Origin of the sequence: Pseudomonas sp. AD21 (assembly GCF_002878485.1) — a bacterium.
Taxonomy (GTDB): domain Bacteria; phylum Pseudomonadota; class Gammaproteobacteria; order Pseudomonadales; family Pseudomonadaceae; genus Aquipseudomonas.
Genome location: NZ_NQYG01000009.1, coordinates 25,999 through 42,060 on the forward strand (window position 1 = coordinate 25,999; position 16,062 = coordinate 42,060).

Annotated in this window: 20 protein-coding genes; 7 read left to right on the forward strand and 13 right to left on the reverse strand. The window is 61.8% G+C overall.

All coding sequences use genetic code 11. The annotated features are described in order from the left end of the window. Positions 1–55 precede the first annotated feature (55 nt). The 3 genes from PseAD21_RS07895 to PseAD21_RS07905 all read left to right on the forward strand — a co-directional run bounded on the left by PseAD21_RS07895 (position 56) and on the right by PseAD21_RS07905 (position 2,920). On the forward strand, positions 56–970 hold the full coding sequence (locus PseAD21_RS07895; protein ID WP_102355210.1) for an urea transporter: 915 nt from the start codon (positions 56–58) through the stop codon (positions 968–970). A 21-nt stretch (positions 971–991) separates the two neighbouring features. Next, positions 992–1,816, forward strand: coding sequence for an ion transporter (locus PseAD21_RS07900; protein WP_102355211.1), 825 nt, complete (start codon positions 992–994; stop codon positions 1,814–1,816). Positions 1,817–1,921: 105 nt separating this feature from the next. After that, positions 1,922–2,920, forward strand: coding sequence for a sulfate ABC transporter substrate-binding protein (locus tag PseAD21_RS07905; protein WP_102355212.1), 999 nt, complete (start codon positions 1,922–1,924; stop codon positions 2,918–2,920). 174 nt (positions 2,921–3,094) lie between these two features. Here the strand turns inward: PseAD21_RS07905 and PseAD21_RS07910 are convergent, their stop codons facing one another. After that, the gene (locus PseAD21_RS07910; protein WP_102355213.1) at positions 3,095–3,715 is read right to left on the reverse strand and encodes a DUF5666 domain-containing protein; all 621 of its coding nucleotides are present in this window, start codon (positions 3,713–3,715) and stop codon (positions 3,095–3,097) included. A gap of 243 nt (positions 3,716–3,958) precedes the next feature. Here PseAD21_RS07910 and PseAD21_RS07915 point away from each other — a divergent pair, with 243 nt between their 5' ends. Next, on the forward strand, positions 3,959–5,146 hold the full coding sequence (locus tag PseAD21_RS07915) for an MFS transporter (RefSeq protein WP_102355214.1): 1,188 nt from the start codon (positions 3,959–3,961) through the stop codon (positions 5,144–5,146). A 69-nt stretch (positions 5,147–5,215) separates the two neighbouring features. On the opposite strand, the gene PseAD21_RS07920 is transcribed toward PseAD21_RS07915, so the two are convergent. Together PseAD21_RS07920 and PseAD21_RS07925 are read right to left on the reverse strand one after the other, a co-directional pair. Next, positions 5,216–5,620: a type II toxin-antitoxin system HicB family antitoxin gene (locus tag PseAD21_RS07920; RefSeq protein ID WP_102355215.1), complete on the reverse strand. Its 405-nt coding sequence runs from the start codon at positions 5,618–5,620 to the stop codon at positions 5,216–5,218. Next, on the reverse strand, positions 5,620–5,832 hold the full coding sequence (locus PseAD21_RS07925) for a type II toxin-antitoxin system HicA family toxin (protein WP_102355216.1): 213 nt from the start codon (positions 5,830–5,832) through the stop codon (positions 5,620–5,622). Before PseAD21_RS07925 ends, PseAD21_RS07920 begins: the two co-directional genes overlap by 1 nt. A gap of 221 nt (positions 5,833–6,053) precedes the next feature. On the opposite strand from PseAD21_RS07925, the gene PseAD21_RS07930 reads away from it, so the two are divergent. From PseAD21_RS07930 to PseAD21_RS07940, 3 genes are read left to right on the forward strand one after another with little or no spacing between them, the layout of a single operon-like run. Beyond that, positions 6,054–6,710 (forward strand): peroxiredoxin-like family protein, encoded by a 657-nt coding sequence (locus PseAD21_RS07930; protein ID WP_102355217.1) that lies wholly within the window; start codon positions 6,054–6,056, stop codon positions 6,708–6,710. A 28-nt stretch (positions 6,711–6,738) separates the two neighbouring features. Beyond that, positions 6,739–7,458 (forward strand): SDR family oxidoreductase, encoded by a 720-nt coding sequence (locus PseAD21_RS07935; RefSeq protein ID WP_102355218.1) that lies wholly within the window; start codon positions 6,739–6,741, stop codon positions 7,456–7,458. A 59-nt stretch (positions 7,459–7,517) separates the two neighbouring features. After that, a complete protein-coding gene (locus PseAD21_RS07940) occupies positions 7,518–8,399 on the forward strand; it encodes a LysR family transcriptional regulator (protein ID WP_102355219.1) in 882 nt (293 codons plus the stop codon). 97 nt (positions 8,400–8,496) lie between these two features. Here PseAD21_RS07940 and PseAD21_RS07945 read toward each other — a convergent pair whose 3' ends face one another. From PseAD21_RS07945 to ccmA, 10 genes are all read right to left on the reverse strand, one after another. Next, positions 8,497–8,901 (reverse strand): hypothetical protein, encoded by a 405-nt coding sequence (locus PseAD21_RS07945; protein WP_102355220.1) that lies wholly within the window; start codon positions 8,899–8,901, stop codon positions 8,497–8,499. A 28-nt stretch (positions 8,902–8,929) separates the two neighbouring features. After that, on the reverse strand, positions 8,930–10,132 hold the full coding sequence (gene ccmI, locus PseAD21_RS07950; protein WP_102355221.1) for a c-type cytochrome biogenesis protein CcmI: 1,203 nt from the start codon (positions 10,130–10,132) through the stop codon (positions 8,930–8,932). Further along, entirely contained in the window at positions 10,129–10,599 is a 471-nt protein-coding gene (locus tag PseAD21_RS07955) for a cytochrome c-type biogenesis protein (protein WP_102355222.1), read from the reverse strand. Before PseAD21_RS07955 ends, ccmI begins: the two co-directional genes overlap by 4 nt. Next, a complete protein-coding gene (locus tag PseAD21_RS07960; protein ID WP_102355223.1) occupies positions 10,596–11,132 on the reverse strand; it encodes a DsbE family thiol:disulfide interchange protein in 537 nt (178 codons plus the stop codon). Before PseAD21_RS07960 ends, PseAD21_RS07955 begins: the two co-directional genes overlap by 4 nt. Continuing rightward, a complete protein-coding gene (locus PseAD21_RS07965; protein ID WP_102355224.1) occupies positions 11,129–13,117 on the reverse strand; it encodes a heme lyase CcmF/NrfE family subunit in 1,989 nt (662 codons plus the stop codon). Before PseAD21_RS07965 ends, PseAD21_RS07960 begins: the two co-directional genes overlap by 4 nt. Positions 13,118–13,120: 3 nt before the next feature. Next, entirely contained in the window at positions 13,121–13,576 is a 456-nt protein-coding gene (gene ccmE / locus PseAD21_RS07970; protein ID WP_102355225.1) for a cytochrome c maturation protein CcmE, read from the reverse strand. Then, the gene (gene ccmD, locus PseAD21_RS07975) at positions 13,573–13,749 is read right to left on the reverse strand and encodes a heme exporter protein CcmD (RefSeq protein ID WP_003222944.1); all 177 of its coding nucleotides are present in this window, start codon (positions 13,747–13,749) and stop codon (positions 13,573–13,575) included. The genes ccmE and ccmD overlap by 4 nt, the downstream gene beginning before the upstream one ends. Next, entirely contained in the window at positions 13,746–14,501 is a 756-nt protein-coding gene (locus PseAD21_RS07980; protein WP_102355226.1) for a heme ABC transporter permease, read from the reverse strand. Before PseAD21_RS07980 ends, ccmD begins: the two co-directional genes overlap by 4 nt. A 78-nt stretch (positions 14,502–14,579) precedes the next feature. Further along, complete coding sequence (gene ccmB, locus PseAD21_RS07985; RefSeq protein WP_102355227.1) at positions 14,580–15,248, reverse strand: heme exporter protein CcmB; 669 nt, start codon at positions 15,246–15,248, stop codon at positions 14,580–14,582. Further along, on the reverse strand, positions 15,245–15,880 hold the full coding sequence (gene ccmA / locus PseAD21_RS07990) for a cytochrome c biogenesis heme-transporting ATPase CcmA (protein WP_102355228.1): 636 nt from the start codon (positions 15,878–15,880) through the stop codon (positions 15,245–15,247). Before ccmA ends, ccmB begins: the two co-directional genes overlap by 4 nt. Positions 15,881–16,062: the final 182 nt, after the last annotated feature.

A 16,062-nucleotide genomic window follows, 5' to 3' on the forward strand; every position in this document is an offset into this window, starting at 1 on the left:
TTGAGGCATTCCCACGCAGAGCGTGGGAACGATCAACTGCCCAGATTTTCTCAACATGCCTGCCAATCATTTCAACACCCACTGCCCCGACTGGGCCGAGGCTTTGCTCAACGGTTTCAGTCAGATATTCCTCCAGCGCCACCCGCTGTGCGGCCTGCTGTGCCTGCTGGCGATCCTGCTCACCGCGCCGGTGCTGTTTGCCGGCGCGCTGCTCGGGGCCGTCGCCGGATTGCTCACCGCACAACGACGCAACTACGCCAAGGCTGATCGCCAGGCCGGATTATTCAGCTACAACGGCGTGCTGCTCGGTTTGTTGCTGAGCCTGTATTTCCCCTGGTCGCCGATGTTGCCGCCGCTGATTCTGGCCGCCGGAGGCCTGAGCGCGATGGTCACCCAGCAGTGGCTCAAACATGTGTACCGCAGCCGATCGATACCGGCCTACACCTCGCCATTCGTGGTCATCAGCTGGCTCCTGCTGCTGTTCGCCGAACCGTCGGCGCCGATGGCGCACATCGAGATGAACACGCTGAACCTGCTCGCCGCTGAACTCAAAGGGTTTGGCCAAGTGATGTTCCTCGGTCATCCGCTGGCCGGTGCGTTGATCGCCATCGGTTTGCTGATCGCTGATCGCCGCGCCTTTTGCTGGGCGTTGCTGGCCTCGGCCATCGGCCTGGGTTCCAGCCTGCTGCACCACGAAACCAGCGCTGCGCTTTCAGGACTGGGCAGCTACAACGCGGTGCTCGCCGCCCTTGCCTTCAGCAGCCAACGCCAGCAACCGTGGCTGCCGCTGCCGGGCATCGTCCTCGCGCTGCTGGTCACGCCGCTGTTCGCCGCCATCGGTCTGGCGACACTGACTGCGCCGTTCATCCTCGCCTGCTGGTTGATCCGCGCCGGCATCCAGATGCTCGGCAAAACCGCCGTCGACGGCACGCCTTGCGCTCAGGGGGAGAATCAACCTAGGCTGCGCTGATTTATGGCCGGGGCGATTTGAATGAACAGCAACGACACGTGGCGCAATCGCCTGTACGTGATCATTTTCCAGACCGACACGGTGGCCGGCCGCCGTTTCGACAGCACCCTGCTGCTGATCATCCTCGCAAGCCTGGTGGTGGTGATCCTCGACAGCATCGATGAAGTCCATCAGAACTACGCCAACGTGCTGGCGTACATCGAATGGGGCTTCACGGTGATCTTTCTCGGCGAGTACATCCTGCGCCTGTATTGCTCGCCGAAACCGTTGCGCTACGCCTTCAGTTTCTACGGGCTGGTGGACCTGCTGGCGATCGTGCCCGGCATCCTCGCGCTGTACTACAGCGACGCCCAGTACCTGCTGATCATCCGGATCATCCGCATGCTGCGGATCTTCCGGGTACTCAAGCTCGGGCCGTACCTGAAACAGGCGCATTACCTGCTGGACGCCCTGCGCGGCAGCAAGCAGAAGATCCTCGTGTTCCTGCTCAGCGTCTGCACGCTGGTGACGGTGTTCGGCACCTTGATGTACGTGGTCGAAGGGCCGGAACATGGCTTCACCAGCATTCCCAAGGGCATCTATTGGGCTATCGTTACGCTGACCACGGTGGGCTATGGCGACATCGTGCCCAAGACTGTTCTGGGCCAGATCATTTCGTCGCTGGTGATGGTCACCGGTTACTCGATCATCGCCGTACCGACCGGGATCTTCACCGCCGAACTGGCCACCGCCATGCGTGGCGGTCAGTTGCAACATGATTGCCCGGTGTGTTCGAAAAACAGCCATGAACACGAAGCGTCGTTCTGCTCCCGTTGCGGCAACGCCCTGTTCAGGAAAATGGAATAAGCACAGAGCTTTTTAATCTTTAAGCGACTATGCGCGCCCGGCTATAGTCGCTGGCAAAACGGTATCACCCCCTACCGCTATCACCGACACAACAAGGAATGCGCAGTGAAAAAACTCTTTGGCGCCTCACTTCTCGCCGCCGGTCTTGCCTTTGGCAGCGTGGCTCAAGCCGCACCGACCCTGCTCAACGTCTCCTACGACGTGATGCGCGATTTTTACAAGGACTACAACACTGCGTTCCAGAAGCACTGGCAAGCCGAGCACAACGAAAACATCACGGTGCAGATGTCCTTCGGTGGATCGAGCAAGCAGGCGCGTTCGGTGATCGACGGCCTGCCGGCTGACGTCATCACCATGAACATGGCGACCGACATCAACGCCCTCGCCGACAACGGAAAACTGGTCCCGGAAAACTGGGTCACCCGCCTGCCGAACAACAGCGCGCCGTTCACTTCGGCCACCGTGTTCATCGTGCGCAAGGGCAACCCGAAAGCCCTGAAAGACTGGCCGGATCTGCTCAAGGACGGCGTGCAGGTGATCGTGCCGAACCCGAAAACCTCCGGTAACGGTCGCTACACCTACCTGTCGGCCTGGGGCTACGTGCTGAAGAACGGCGGTGACGAGAGCAAGGCCAAAGAGTTCGTCGGCAAACTGTTCAAACAGGCGCCGGTGCTCGATACCGGTGGCCGCGCCGCGACCACCACGTTCATGACCAACCAGATCGGTGACGTGCTGGTGACCTTCGAGAACGAAGCGGAAATGATCGCTCGCGAGTTTGGTCGTGATCAGTTCGAAGTGATCTACCCAAGCGTCTCCGCCGAGGCAGAGCCACCGGTGTCGGTGGTCGACAAAGTGGTCGACAAGAAAGGCACCCGCGCTGCGGCCGATGAATACCTGAAGTACCTGTGGTCGCCGGAAGGCCAGGAAATTGCCGCCGCCAACTACCTGCGCCCACGGGACCCGGCGGTGCTGGCGAAATACACCGACCGCTTCCCGAAAGTCGATTTCCTGTCGGTCGAGAAGACCTTCGGTGACTGGCGCTCGGTGCAGAAGACCCACTTCAATGATGGCGGGATCTTTGATCAGATTTATACCGGCCAGTAAGGCTTAAGCAGCCATGAAAAAGGCGACCCTCAGCGGTCGCCTTTTTCATTGATCTGCGCAAATCCCTTGTAGGAGTGAGCCTGCTCGCGATAGGGGTCTGTCAGCCACACATGTGCTGAATGATAAGACGCTATCGCGAGCAGGCTCACTCCTACAGGGGGTTGTGTTTGGCAGTTACATCGGTGGGGTGACGCCATCCTTGCCGGCGGAGATGGACTGCGCCGTCAACGTGCCGTCCGCCCCCTGCGTCACAAAGGTAACGATCTTCACCCCGACCTTGAGCAAGCTGCGATCCCCCGGCGTCAGATTGACGATCGGCACGTCCTCCGGCACCAGAATCTTCTGCTGCCCGCCCTTGTAGTTGACGGTCAACACCCGGCCGTTGCTGACCACCAGATCGCCGACGCTGCCATTGGTCATGCTGCTGCCCTTGGCCAGATCGAACGGCCGATGGCCATCGCCGCTGCCGGCCAGTTCCGGCGGGAATACGTGCACTTCCATTGCCTTGAGCGTGCCATCCTCCTGCGGCATGGCGGCCGAGCCGATGTAGCTGCCGGGTTTGATGTCCTCGATATTGGCCAGCGTGACGGCGCGGACCTTGGTATCCGCGGTCAACTGGATGACCACGTTCTCGCCACTGTTGACGTGCACTTTCAACGAGTCGGCGCTGACCCCGGTGATCTCGCCGCGCACGCCGAGCCGCGTGCCGGGGGCATCGGCCGCCTGCACCGCGCTGGCGCCGAGCACGCCGATCAGGGCAATCGTGGTGGTGTGACGCAGCAGTTGACGCAACATGGCAATCCTCCGGTGATGAACAGAAACAGCGCAGCAGTAAACATAAGCACGCTATCGAAGAAGATGTAAGTGAATGTATCATCACCGCTCCCCGGCCGGACGCAAGGTTCGCCGATCGATGCCACCACGCCTGAAGCCAATCATTCCGCAACGGAATAACTGCTATCGATACAAGGCTTCTACCGCCGCCTCGGTGCGTCCCTTAGCCTCACCGCATTCCCTTTCGCTGGATCGAGAAACCTTATGAACGCCACAACTCACGCAATGACCCGCGGCATGGTGCTGCTGTTCGCCTTCTGCTGCGGCGCCATCGTCGCCAACATCTACTACGCGCAGCCGATCATCGGCCTGATCGCCCCGGACATTGGTCTTTCCGACACCATGGCCAGCTTCATCGTCTCGCTGACGCAGATCGGTTATGCGCTGGGCCTGTTCTTTCTGGTGCCGCTGGGCGACCTGCTGGAAAACCGTCGGTTGATGATCATTACCACCGTGGTGGCGATTGCCAGCCTGCTCGGTGCGGCGTTCACCAGTCAGCCCAACGTGTTCCTGCTGATCTCATTGCTGGTGGGTTTCAGTTCGGTGTCGGTGCAGATCCTGATTCCCCTCGCCGCGCATCTGGCGCCGGAGGAATCCCGTGGCCGGGTGGTCGGCGGGATCATGGGCGGTCTGCTGCTGGGCATTCTGCTGGCGCGGCCGGTGTCGAGCGTCGTCGCTGACCATTTCGGCTGGCGCGCGATGTTCATGATTGCCGCGGCGTTGATGGCAGCGATCAGCGTGGTGCTGGCGCTGACCGTGCCCAAGCGTCAACCGGATCACAGCGCCACGTATGGCCAACTGATCGGCTCGTTGTGGACGCTGCTGCGCCAGCAACCGGTGCTGCGTCAGCGGGCGTTTTATCAAGGCTGCATGTTCGCCACGTTCAGCCTGTTCTGGACGGCGGTGCCGCTGGAACTGGCGCGCAACCATGGCCTGTCGCAGAGCGAGATCGCGATCTTCGCCCTGGTCGGCGCCATCGGTGCCATCGCCGCTCCGATCAGTGGACGCCTGGCTGACGCCGGCCACACCCGCATCGCTTCGCTGCTGGCCATGCTGTTCGCCAGCCTGAGCTTCCTGCCAGCGTTCATCCACCCGGCCTACAGCGTGATCGGCCTGGCCGTGACCGGCGTGGTACTCGACTTCTGCGTACAGATGAACATGGTCCTCGGTCAGCGCGCGGTCTATTCGCTGGATGCCAAAAGCCGTGGTCGCCTGAATGCGCTGTACATGACCAGCATCTTCATCGGCGGCGCCTTCGGTTCGTCGGTCGCCAGTGCGGTGTATGAGCAGGGCGGCTGGTTGTGGATCGTGATTGTGGGGAGTGCGTTCCCGCTGCTGGCGTTGTTGCGGTTTTTGAGTGCTTCCCAGCGTGGTTCATTGGCAACGGCGTAAGGCGTCAAAAGCTTCGCGAGCAAGCTCGCTCCCACAGGTCCTCCACTGAACCTGTGGGAGCGGTGCCATTCAATACCGGACCAGTTTTTCCATCGCCGCATCCGCCAGAAAGGAGGAGCGGCTTTTGACATTGTGCTCACGCACATATCGATCGATACGCTGGATCACATAGCCTGGCAACGTCACGTTGACCTTCTCGGTCTTGCCCATATACGGCGAGATATCCAGCTCAAGCATGCCCCAGCCCATGTCGGCAAACTCCGGATTATTGCGATGAGCCGCTGCCGACGTCGGCATGGGAATCGATTCCCCGTCCGCCGCCATCTCCTGCAGCATGATGTGGGCGATTTCAACGGCTGCGTTGTAGGCGTCCTCGAAGCTATCCCCGGCCGTGACGGCGCCGGGAATGTCGGGTATCTGAATGCCGATGGCGGTGTCTTCGTCACCCCATTCGATACAGATCGGATATTGCATTATGGATCTCCCTTGTAGCTGGGTGGCGGGTTGTACAGCCCGGCACGCCTCCTGATGCTTTTGACCGTCCCCAGCGGCAAATCCTTTTTCGGGTGGGGAACGGGAATCGTGTACGGGTTGTGTCGGTGCGTGAAGATATGGTGGCTGCCGGTCACTCGATCCAGCGTCCAGCCCGCCTCCTCCAGCTCCTTGATCAATAGCCTGCTTTGCACCTACCGCCTCCTTGCTTCGGCCCAACAAAAGTAACTCCAGAGTTATCTTTACTCAAGCACAGAAATCTGCAGAGCGACGTTCGGTTGTTTTACAGGATGTGATCAACCCTGCCATTCCCGCGAAGCATGAATGCTATGCCCGGCACCTGCGTTCCGCTGCCCGCGCCTGACGGTCATCCTTGAACCCAGCCACTACCGGCGCTCCCAGAGGAATTTCGAACATGACCCTGCAAGCAAGACTCGACGCGTTCAAAGCCGACTTCAAAGCCGGCAACCCTCCTTACAACGCACCCGCCGACATTCACCCGGTGATGGAGCGCGCCACAGCCGAACTGATCGCCTCCGGCGCGGCAAGCCGTGCCTTGAAGCTCGGCGACATGGCGCCGCTGTTCACCCTGAAAGACCCCGAAGGCCATCCCGTATCGTCGGCTGATCTGTTGGCGCAAGGGCCGTTGGTGCTGACGTTCTATCGCGGTGTCTGGTGCCCGTACTGCAACATGGAGCTGCAAGCGTTGCAGGCCTTTCTCCCTTCGATTCAGCACGCCGGGGCCAGTCTGCTGGCCATTTCGCCGCAGATCGCTGCCAACAGCCGCAAGTCGCAACGCATCAACGAACTGCAGTTTCCGATCCTCAGCGACCCGCGCAATGACGTGGCGGCGGCGTTCGGCCTGCGCTTCGAATTACCGGATTACCTGATCGAGCTGTACAAGAACCTGCGTAACGACCTGCCAACCTTCAACGATGATCCATCGTGGACATTGCCGATGCCGGCGCGTTATGTGATCGGTCAGAATGGCCTGATTCGTTACGCCGAGGTCAACCCGGATTACACTCAGCGTCCCGAGCCTGAAGCAATGCTGGATGCATTGCGCGGCTGATCCGATCCCCATGTGCCCAGGAGCCGCCATGACCCGACGTACCTTCCTCATCACCGGCGCCAGCAAAGGCATTGGCCGGGCGCTGGCCGAACATCTCGACCGCGCCGGGCATCGAGTAGTAGGGATTGCCCGGCAGCCTGACCTGAGTTTTCCGGGCATCCTGTTTCCGCTGGATCTGAGTGATCGCAAGTTGACCGGCGAAGTGCTGGCGGAACTGGCGCGCACGTATGAGTTCGATGGGCTGGTGAACAACGTCGGGCTGGTCCGACCGCAGGCACTGGGGGAAATCGATCTGGACGCGTTCGACGACGTCATGCGTCTGAATCTGCATTCAGCGTTGCAGGCCACGCAGGCAGTGCTGCCGGGGATGCGCACGCGGGGTTGGGGTCGGGTGGTGAACATCTCCAGCCTGACCGTGCTGGGCATCACCCAACGCACGGCCTATGCGGCGGCGAAAGCGGCGCTGGTCAGCTTCACCCGTTCGTGGGCACTGGAGCTGGCGCAGACCGGGATCACCGTGAATGCCGTGGCGCCAGGACCGACCGAGACTGAATTGTTTCGCGCCAACAATCCGCCTGGTAGCGAAGGTGAAGCGCGGTATCTGTCCGGGGTGCCGATGGGGCGTCTGGGGCAGCCGGAGGAGATTGCCTCGGCGATTGCGTTTCTGTTGTCCGAGCAGAGCGGGTTTATCACCGGGCAGACACTGTTTGTCGATGGCGGCGCCTCAGTCGGCAAAGCCGCATTCTGACCAACACCCCATTCCCACAGGGGTGACTCAACAACCTCAAGATTGTGCAAGGACATGAGATGGACCGCCTAGCCGCCATGGAAACCTTCGTCTGCGTCGTCGAAACCGGCTCGTTTTCCGCCGCCGCCCGACGGCTGAATATCGGTCAGCCTGCCGTGTCGAAGACCATCGCTCAGCTGGAAAAGCGCCTGGCGGTCAGCCTGTTGTTGCGCTCGACCCGCGGCCTGACCCCGACCGAAGCCGGCCAAGCCTATTTCGAACGGGCCAAACGCGCCATCGATGAAGCCAACGAGGCCGACAATGCTGCCCGGGGCAGCGCCAGCGGTTTAAGCGGCAACTTGCGCATCAGCGCCGCCGTGACCTTCGGCCGCCTGCACATCGTGCCGCAACTGGGGTCGTTCCTGGATCAGCATCCACAACTGAACATCGACCTGATGCTCGACGACCGCAACATCAATTTGGTCGAAGAAGGCATCGACGTCGCCCTGCGCATGGGCGCACTGACCGATTCGGGCCTGACCGCCCGCAAAATCGCCGACTGCCGCCGCGTGGTACTCGGCACGCCGGCCTACTTTGCCAGGCACGGCGAGCCGAGCTGCCCCGCCGAATTGAGCAAACACCAGGCGGTCGTCTACAACCTCGGTGGGGGCACCACCTGGGAGTTCACCAAAGGCGCAGAACAACAATCGGTCATCATCAGCGGGCGTCTGCGCGTCAGTGCGGCCGAAGGAGTACGCGAAGCGGTACTGGCCGATCAAGGCCTGACCCTCGCCTCCGAATGGATGTTCGCCCCGGAACTGGCCAACGGCGCGGTGAAAATCGTTATGCACGACTGGACGCTGCCCGATCTGGATTTATGGGCGGTATTTCCAACGGGAAGAATGGCCAGTGCCAAGGCGCGGGCGTTTGTCGAGTATGTGCAGGGGTTGTTGGCCAGCTGAACAGCCAGATCAAAAGATCGCAGGCTTCGCCAACGCCTGCAGGGTGGCGATTGCAACGCTTCAAAACAAAACGGCGATCCGAAGATCGCCGTTTTCATTACTGCCCGAACTGCTTGCCCAACCCCGGCGGCACGCCGTGGATGTCGGTGTCTTCCCAGGGGCCGCTGGGGCTGATCGAGCGGCTCCAGCCGTTGTTCCAGCGGAAGTAGGTGCGCTGGCGGTAGAAGGTGTTGGGTTGGTCGTCGAGGACGTAGACGCCGAGCTTCTGATCCCAGTGACTGTTGCCTCCCGGTGGCGGGGCGAAGCTGGCAGAGGTGCGTGGCACCGGTTTGGACGGTTTGGCCGGAATGCTTTTGCCCGGGGTCGGTGAGGTCGACGGGGTCGGGCTCGGTTGTGACGGCGAGATCGGCGGCAGGTGGGTGGTCGGTTCCGGTCGGTGCACCGCACATGCGCTCATGCCCAGGGCCAATGTGATGACGGTGATGCGGGCGAGGCTGTGCATGGCGGTGCTTTCCTGTGGGTCCCGGCGGCTATTTGTCCGGGCTGTCGATGATCAGTTTTTGTAGTGCGGTGGTGCTGCTGGCCAGTGGGCCGCTGCGCCCTACCCATTCCCCGGCGGTCGGCTGACCGGCGCGGGAGATGCGTGCAACCAGTTGGACTTCAGGAAAGTTCGACAGTTTCAACTGCGGCATCATGGCGTCGGCATCGCCCAGCTCGACGGTCACTGGCAGATCGGCCACGGTCAGACGCTTGGCCGCCAGCGGTGCCGGTGGGCCGGACGTGGCGCGAGCGAAGATGAACACGCTGTCACCCGGCTGCACCTTGCTCCTGAGTTCACTGGCCAGGTCAACGTCGACCCTGAGCAGTGCAGCGACCTTGGCGGCCGGCGCTACGGCGAGCTTGCCGCCGCTGGCCTGCAGGCGCTCGGTGGCGCGCTCGATCCCGCCTTGCAGCGCGGCGCGGGAGTTATCGTCGGCCGGCAGTTGCGCCAGCAGGCGGTTCCAGTAATCAATGGCTTGCTGGTAACGCTCGCCTTCGAACGCGGCGATGCCGAGCAGCCCGAGGCTGGTGACTTCTTTCGGATCGGCTTTCAGCGCTTCGTCGGTCAGGGCCTGGATCTTGTCCGACCACTTCTTGCCATCGGCAAAGTACTGCGCCTGCGCCCACTGGCCGAGCAATTCCGGCTGACGACCCGCCAGGTTGGCCGCGCGTTCGAACATCGTCGCTGCGTCCGCCGGACGATCCTGAGCCATGTAGGTGCGACCAAGGAAGTACAGGCCTTCCGCCGAGTCCGGTTGCGCAGCAACGGCACGCTCCAGGCGCTGGGTCATCTGCTCCATCGACTGTGGCGCCTGGGCGAATTCGCGGGTCAGCTCGACCTTGTCGGCAGCGCCGAAATGCAGATACAGCCCCAGACCCAACACCGGCACCAGCACCGCTGCCAGCAGCGGCAACGGTTTGCCCAGCTTCGAGACGCGCGGCGCGGCAACGCCTTCGGTGTCCGCGAGCAGTTCACGCGCAGCTTCCGCGCGGCCGCTGTCCATTTGCGCGGCATCGAGTACGCCTTCGGCCTGTTGCGATTGCAACTCCGCCACGCGCTCCTGATACAGCGCGACGTTCAGGGCAGTCCGATCCTCTTCACGCTGGGCGCGACGGCCACGCAATACCGGGATCAGCAGAAAACTCAGGGCGACCAGAAGCAACAGCCCTGCGGCAAGCCAGAAATCAATCATTCTTGGTTTTTATCCAACAGTTGGTCGAGGCGCTGACGTTCTTCGATGGACAGCGATTGCGGGGGCTCGGCGCGCTGGCCGCGACGACGGCGAACGATCACCACGATCACCGCCAAACCGCCCAGCAACAGCCCGGCCGGGCCGAACCACAGCAGTGCGGTCTTGGCGTTGAGCGCCGGTTTGTAGCGGACGAAATCGCCATAGCGGTCGACCATGAAGTCGATGATCTGCTGATTGTCCTTGCCCTCTCCGAGCATGCGGAAAATCTCTTTGCGCAGGTCGGCAGCAATCGGCGCGTTGGAGTCGGCGATGTCCTGGTTCTGGCACTTGGGGCAGCGCAGTTCCTTGGTCAACTCGCGGAAACGCTCGCGATCACCTTCTTTGGCGAACTCGTAAGTGTCGATCGCGGCATGCGCCACACCGGCCAGACTCAGGCCCAATACCACGGCGGCGAGAAAACGCTTCATGGCTTCGCCTCATCGACCAGCGCCTGATACTTCGCCGCGAGCTTCTCGCGCCAGACCTGCTCGTCGATCACCCCCACGTACTTGTCGCGAATGATGCCCTTGGCGTCGATGAAGAAGGTTTCCGGTGCGCCGTAGACGCCGAGGTTCAGCCCCAGCGAGCCTTCGTCGTCGCGGATATCCAGCACATACGGATTGTGGAACTCGGCCAGCCACTTCAAGGCATCGGTGTTGGTGTCCTTGTAGTTGATGCCGTAGATCACCACGCCGCGCTCGGCGAGTTTGTTCAGCACCGGGTGCTCGACCCGGCAAGAGATGCACCAGGTGCCCCAGACGTTGACCAGCGCCGGTTTGCCGAGAATGTCAGCCTTGGTCAGGGTCTTGTCACCCTGCACATTCGGCAGAGTGAACTCCGGGAATGGCTTGTTGATCATCGCCGACGGCAGCTCCGCCGGATCGAGGTACAGACCGCGATAAAGAAATACCGCCACCAGCAGGAACATCGCCAGTGGCACCAGCATCAACCAACGTCTCATGCAGCGGCTCCTTGCAGGCCGAGGGCTTCACGCACCCGGGCTTTGACCTTGACTCGATAACGCCGATCCAGCGCCGCCAGCAAACCACCCAGACCGGTGAGCAGGCCACCGAACCAGATCCAGCGCACGAACGGTTTGACGTGGACGCGCACCGCCCAGGCGCCGTTTTCCAGCGGCTCGCCCAGTGCGACGTAGAGATCGCGGGTGAACCCGGCGTCGATCCCGGCTTCGGTCATCATCGAACTCTGCACGGTGTACAGGCGTTTTTCCGGGTGCAACACGCTGACTTCCTTGCCGTCGCGAATCACCCGAATGGTGCCCTTGTCGGAAGTGAAGTTCGGCCCTTCGAAGTGTTTGGCGCCTTCGAAGATGAAGTGATAACCGGCCAGATCCATCGACTCGCCCGGCGCCAGGCGCAGGTCGCGCTCGGCACTGTTCTGGCTCGACAGCACCACACCGAGGGCGCACACGGCGATGCCCAGGTGAGCGATCTGCATGCCCCAGTAGCTGCGGGTCAGGGTTGGCAGGCCCTTGATCAGGCCTTTGTGGCGGGTCTTGTCGAAGATGTCGCGCACACCGGCCAGCAGCACCCACGCGGCGAGCAGGAAGGTGGCGATCACCGCCCAGTTGAAATCGCCGTAAGCGACACCGGCCACCACGGCCAGTGCGACGCTGCCGAGCAGCACGGGCGTCAGCATGTTCGCCAGCCATTTCACCGGAGTGTCTTTCCAACGGACGATCACGCCGACCGCCATCACCACCATCAGCAACGCCATCAGCGGGATGAACAGTGCATTGAAGTACGGCGGGCCGACCGACATCTTCGCGCCGCTCAACGCATCGAGAATCAGCGGGTACAGCGTGCCGAGCAGGATCATCGACGCGGCGACGACCAGCACCAGGTTGTTGCCCAGCAGCAGGGTTTCCCGCGACCACAGGTTGAAGCCGACCTGGCTCTTGACCACCGGGGCGCGCAAGGCGAACAACGTCAGCGAGCCACCAACCACGAACAGCAGGAAGATCAGGATGAACACGCCGCGCTCAGGGTCCGAGGCAAACGCGTGCACCGACGTCAGCACGCCGGAACGCACGAGAAATGTACCAAGCAGACTGAGGGAGAACGCGGCAATCGCCAGCAACACCGTCCAGCTCTTGAACACGCCGCGTTTTTCCGTGACCGCCAGCGAGTGGATCAACGCAGTGCCAACCAGCCATGGCATGAACGAGGCGTTTTCCACCGGGTCCCAGAACCACCATCCGCCCCAGCCGAGTTCGTAGTAAGCCCACCACGAACCGAGGGTGATGCCGATGCCGAGGAAGGCCCAGGCCACAATCGTCCATGGCCGCGACCAGCGTGCCCATGCGGCGTCGAGACGACCACCGAGCAAAGCGGCGATGGCGAACGCGAACGCCACGGAGAAACCGACGTAGCCCATGTACAGCATCGGCGGATGCACGATCAGGCCGATGTCTTGCAGCAATGGATTGAGGTCACGACCATCCGCCGGAATCTGCGGCAGGATGCGCGAGAACGGGTTGGAGGTGAGGATCAGGAACAGCAGGAAACCGGTACTGATCATGCCCATCACCGCCAGCACGCGGGCGAGCATGACTTGCGGCAACTGCCGGGAGAACACCGACACGGCGAAAGTCCAGCCACCGAGAATCAGCGCCCATAGCAGCAGCGAGCCTTCGTGAGCGCCCCACACCGCGCTGAACTTGTAGTACCACGGCAGTGCGCTGTTGGAGTTCATCGCCACGTAGCCGACCGAGAAATCATCGGTCATGAAGGCGTAGGTCAGGCAACCGAAGGCAAACAGCAGGAACGCAAACTGGCCCCACGCTGCCGGCTGGGCCAGGCCCATCCACATACGATCGCCGCGCCACGCGCCGAACAACGGCACCACGGCCTGCACCAGGGCAAAACACAGCGCCAGAATCATCGCCAGATGGCCGAGCTCGGGAATAAACAGTGCGGACGTCATCGATCAACCCTCCTTCGCTTGGGTCGGCGCGGATTGACCACTGTCTTTCAAGGCCTTGGTCACTTCCGGCGGCATGTACTTCTCGTCGTGCTTGGCCAGCACTTCATCGGCGACGACCACGCCGTCGGCGTTGAGTTTGCCCAGGGCAACAATGCCCTGCCCTTCGCGGAACAGGTCCGGAAGGATGCCGCGGTAGGTGATGGTCACGGCTTTGTTGAAGTCGGTAACGACGAATTTGACGTCCAGCGAGTCCGGCGAGCGTTGCAGCGAACCCTTCTCGACCATGCCGCCGGCACGGATACGCGTGTCTTGCGGTGCTTCGCCGTTGGCGATCTGGGTCGGGGTGTAGAACAGATTGATGTTCTGCTGCAGGGCGCTCAAGGCCAGGCCGACGGCAGCGCCGACCCCGACCAGAATGGCCAGAATGATGATCAGACGTTTTTTGCGCAGCGGATTCACTTGCCGTTCTCCCGGCGCAGACGACGCGCCTCTTGTTGCAGATAACGCTTGCGGGCCGCGATCGGCGCCACCACGTTGAGGATCAGCACCGCCAGACAGATGCCGTAGGCCGACCAGACATACAGGCCATGATGGCCCATGGCGAGGAAGTCGCCGAATGAAGCAAAACTCATCGAGCGGCCTCCAGACTGTTCTGCACTTCTTCTTTCACCCAACTGGCGCGGGCTTCGCGCTTGAGCACTTCAAGGCGCATGCGCAGCAACAGCACGGCGCCGAAGAAGCAGTAGAAACCCAGCACGGTCAGCAACAGCGGCAGCCACATTTCGGCCGGCATCGCCGGTTTTTCGGTGAGGGTGAAGGTCGCACCCTGGTGCAGGGTGTTCCACCACTCCACCGAGTACTTGATGATCGGGATGTTGATCACACCGACGATCGCCAGTACCGCGCAGGCCTTGGCGGCGCTGTCGCGGTTGCTGATGGCATTGCCCAGCGTGATCACGCCGAAATACAGGAACAGCAGAATCAGCATCGAGGTCAGGCGCGCGTCCCAGACCCACCACGAACCCCAGGTCGGTTTGCCCCAGATCGCCCCGGTGACCAGCGCCACGGCGGTCATCCACGCGCCGATCGGGGCCGCGCATTGCAGGGCGACGTCGGCCAGCTTCATTTTCCAGACCAGGCCGACCACGCCGCACACCGCCAGCATCACGTAGATCGACTGCGCAAGCATCGCGGCAGGTACGTGGATGTAGATGATGCGAAAGCTGTTGCCTTGCTGATAATCCGGCGGCGCGAAGGCCAGGCCCCAGACGACGCCAACGGTGATCAGCAACAACGCTGCGATGCTCAGCCACGGCAAGAACTTGCTGCTGATGCCGTAGAACCACTTGGGCGAGCCGAGCTTGTGAAACCAGGTCCAGTTCATACTGTTTCCATCACGGGTGCCGCTCATCGGTGTGAGCAGTCTCAGGGTCTTTGCTGGTTAAATTTTAACCAGACCTCATTATTCGCCGACGCTGATCTTCAGGCCAGCAGCTATTGCAAAAGGTGTCAGGGTGATCGCCAGGGCGGTCAGGCTACCCAGCCATAGCAGATACCCGGTCGCCGGCATGCCTTGCACGGCGGCCTGCAAGGCGCCACTGCCAAGGATCAACACCGGGATGTACAACGGCAGAATCAGCAGCGCCAGCAACAGGCCGCCGCGTTTCAAACCGACCGTCAGTGCCGCGCCCACCGCGCCGAGCAAGCTCAGCACCGGTGTTCCCAGCAGCAACGAAAACAGCAAAACCGGCAGGCAGGCGGCAGGCAAACCGAGCATCAACGCCAGCAGCGGTGAGAGCAGAACCAGTGCCAGCCCGGAGAAAAGCCAGTGTGCCAGCACCTTGGCCAAGACCAGAAGTGGCAGCGGGTGCGACGAAAGGACCCACTGTTCCAGGGACCCGTCTTCGAAATCACTGCGGAACAGCCCGTCCAGCGAGAGCAGGACGGACAAAAGCGCCGCCACCCAGACTAACCCGGGGGACAGGTTTTGCAAGACTTGAGTTTCCGGGCCGACGGCCAGCGGGAACAAAGCGATGACAATGGCGAAGAAAATCAGCGGATTGGCCAGTTCGGCCGGGCGACGAAACAGCAGGCGGGACTCACGGGCAACCAGCAGGCCGAACACACTCATACTGCCCAGTTCCCCAGATCGATATCGCGATAACCGGCCGGCATCCGGCTCAGCGTGTGGTGCGTGGTCAGCACCACCAGACCGCCGCTTTCGCAGTGTCTGGCCAAGTGCTCTTCGAGTTGCGCCACGCCCTGTTTGTCGAGCGCGGTGAACGGCTCGTCGAGAATCCACAGCGGCGGGCTGTCGAGATACAACCGCGCCAGCGCCACGCGACGTTGCTGACCGGCGGACAGGCTGTGGCAGGGAACATCTTCGAAACCGCGCAATCCTACTGCTGCCAGCGCTTGCCAGATGGCCTCGCGTTCGGCGGGATGATGCAAAGCGCAGAGCCACGACAGGTTCTCTTCCGGTGTGAGCAGGTCCTTGATCCCGGCGGCGTGGCCGATCCACAGCAGGTTGCGGGCGAGTTCGCTGCGTTGTTCGGTCAGCGGCTGGCCATTGAGCAGGACTTGCCCGGCGGTCGGCTGCATCAACCCGGACAACAGGCGCAGCAGACTGGTCTTGCCGCTGCCGTTGGGGCCGCTGATCTGCACCATATCGCCACTGGCCAGTCTCAATTCGAGATTTTCGAAGAGCAGCCGCAGGTCTCGCTCACAGGCAAGGGCAACGGTTTGCAGGACAGGACTGGTCAAGGGATCACGGGCCTTATACGGTTCAAGTCGGCTCTGGCGCGGCCGTTAAAGAGATGCAGGATAAATGCAATGACGGTGCGAACCAGAGAGCTGGATCAAACAATTGCTATGTTTTTTGAACGAAGCGCAAGACGCGCGGCATTATACATGCCGTGCCTTACTCCCAAGCGTGCAATTTCCTC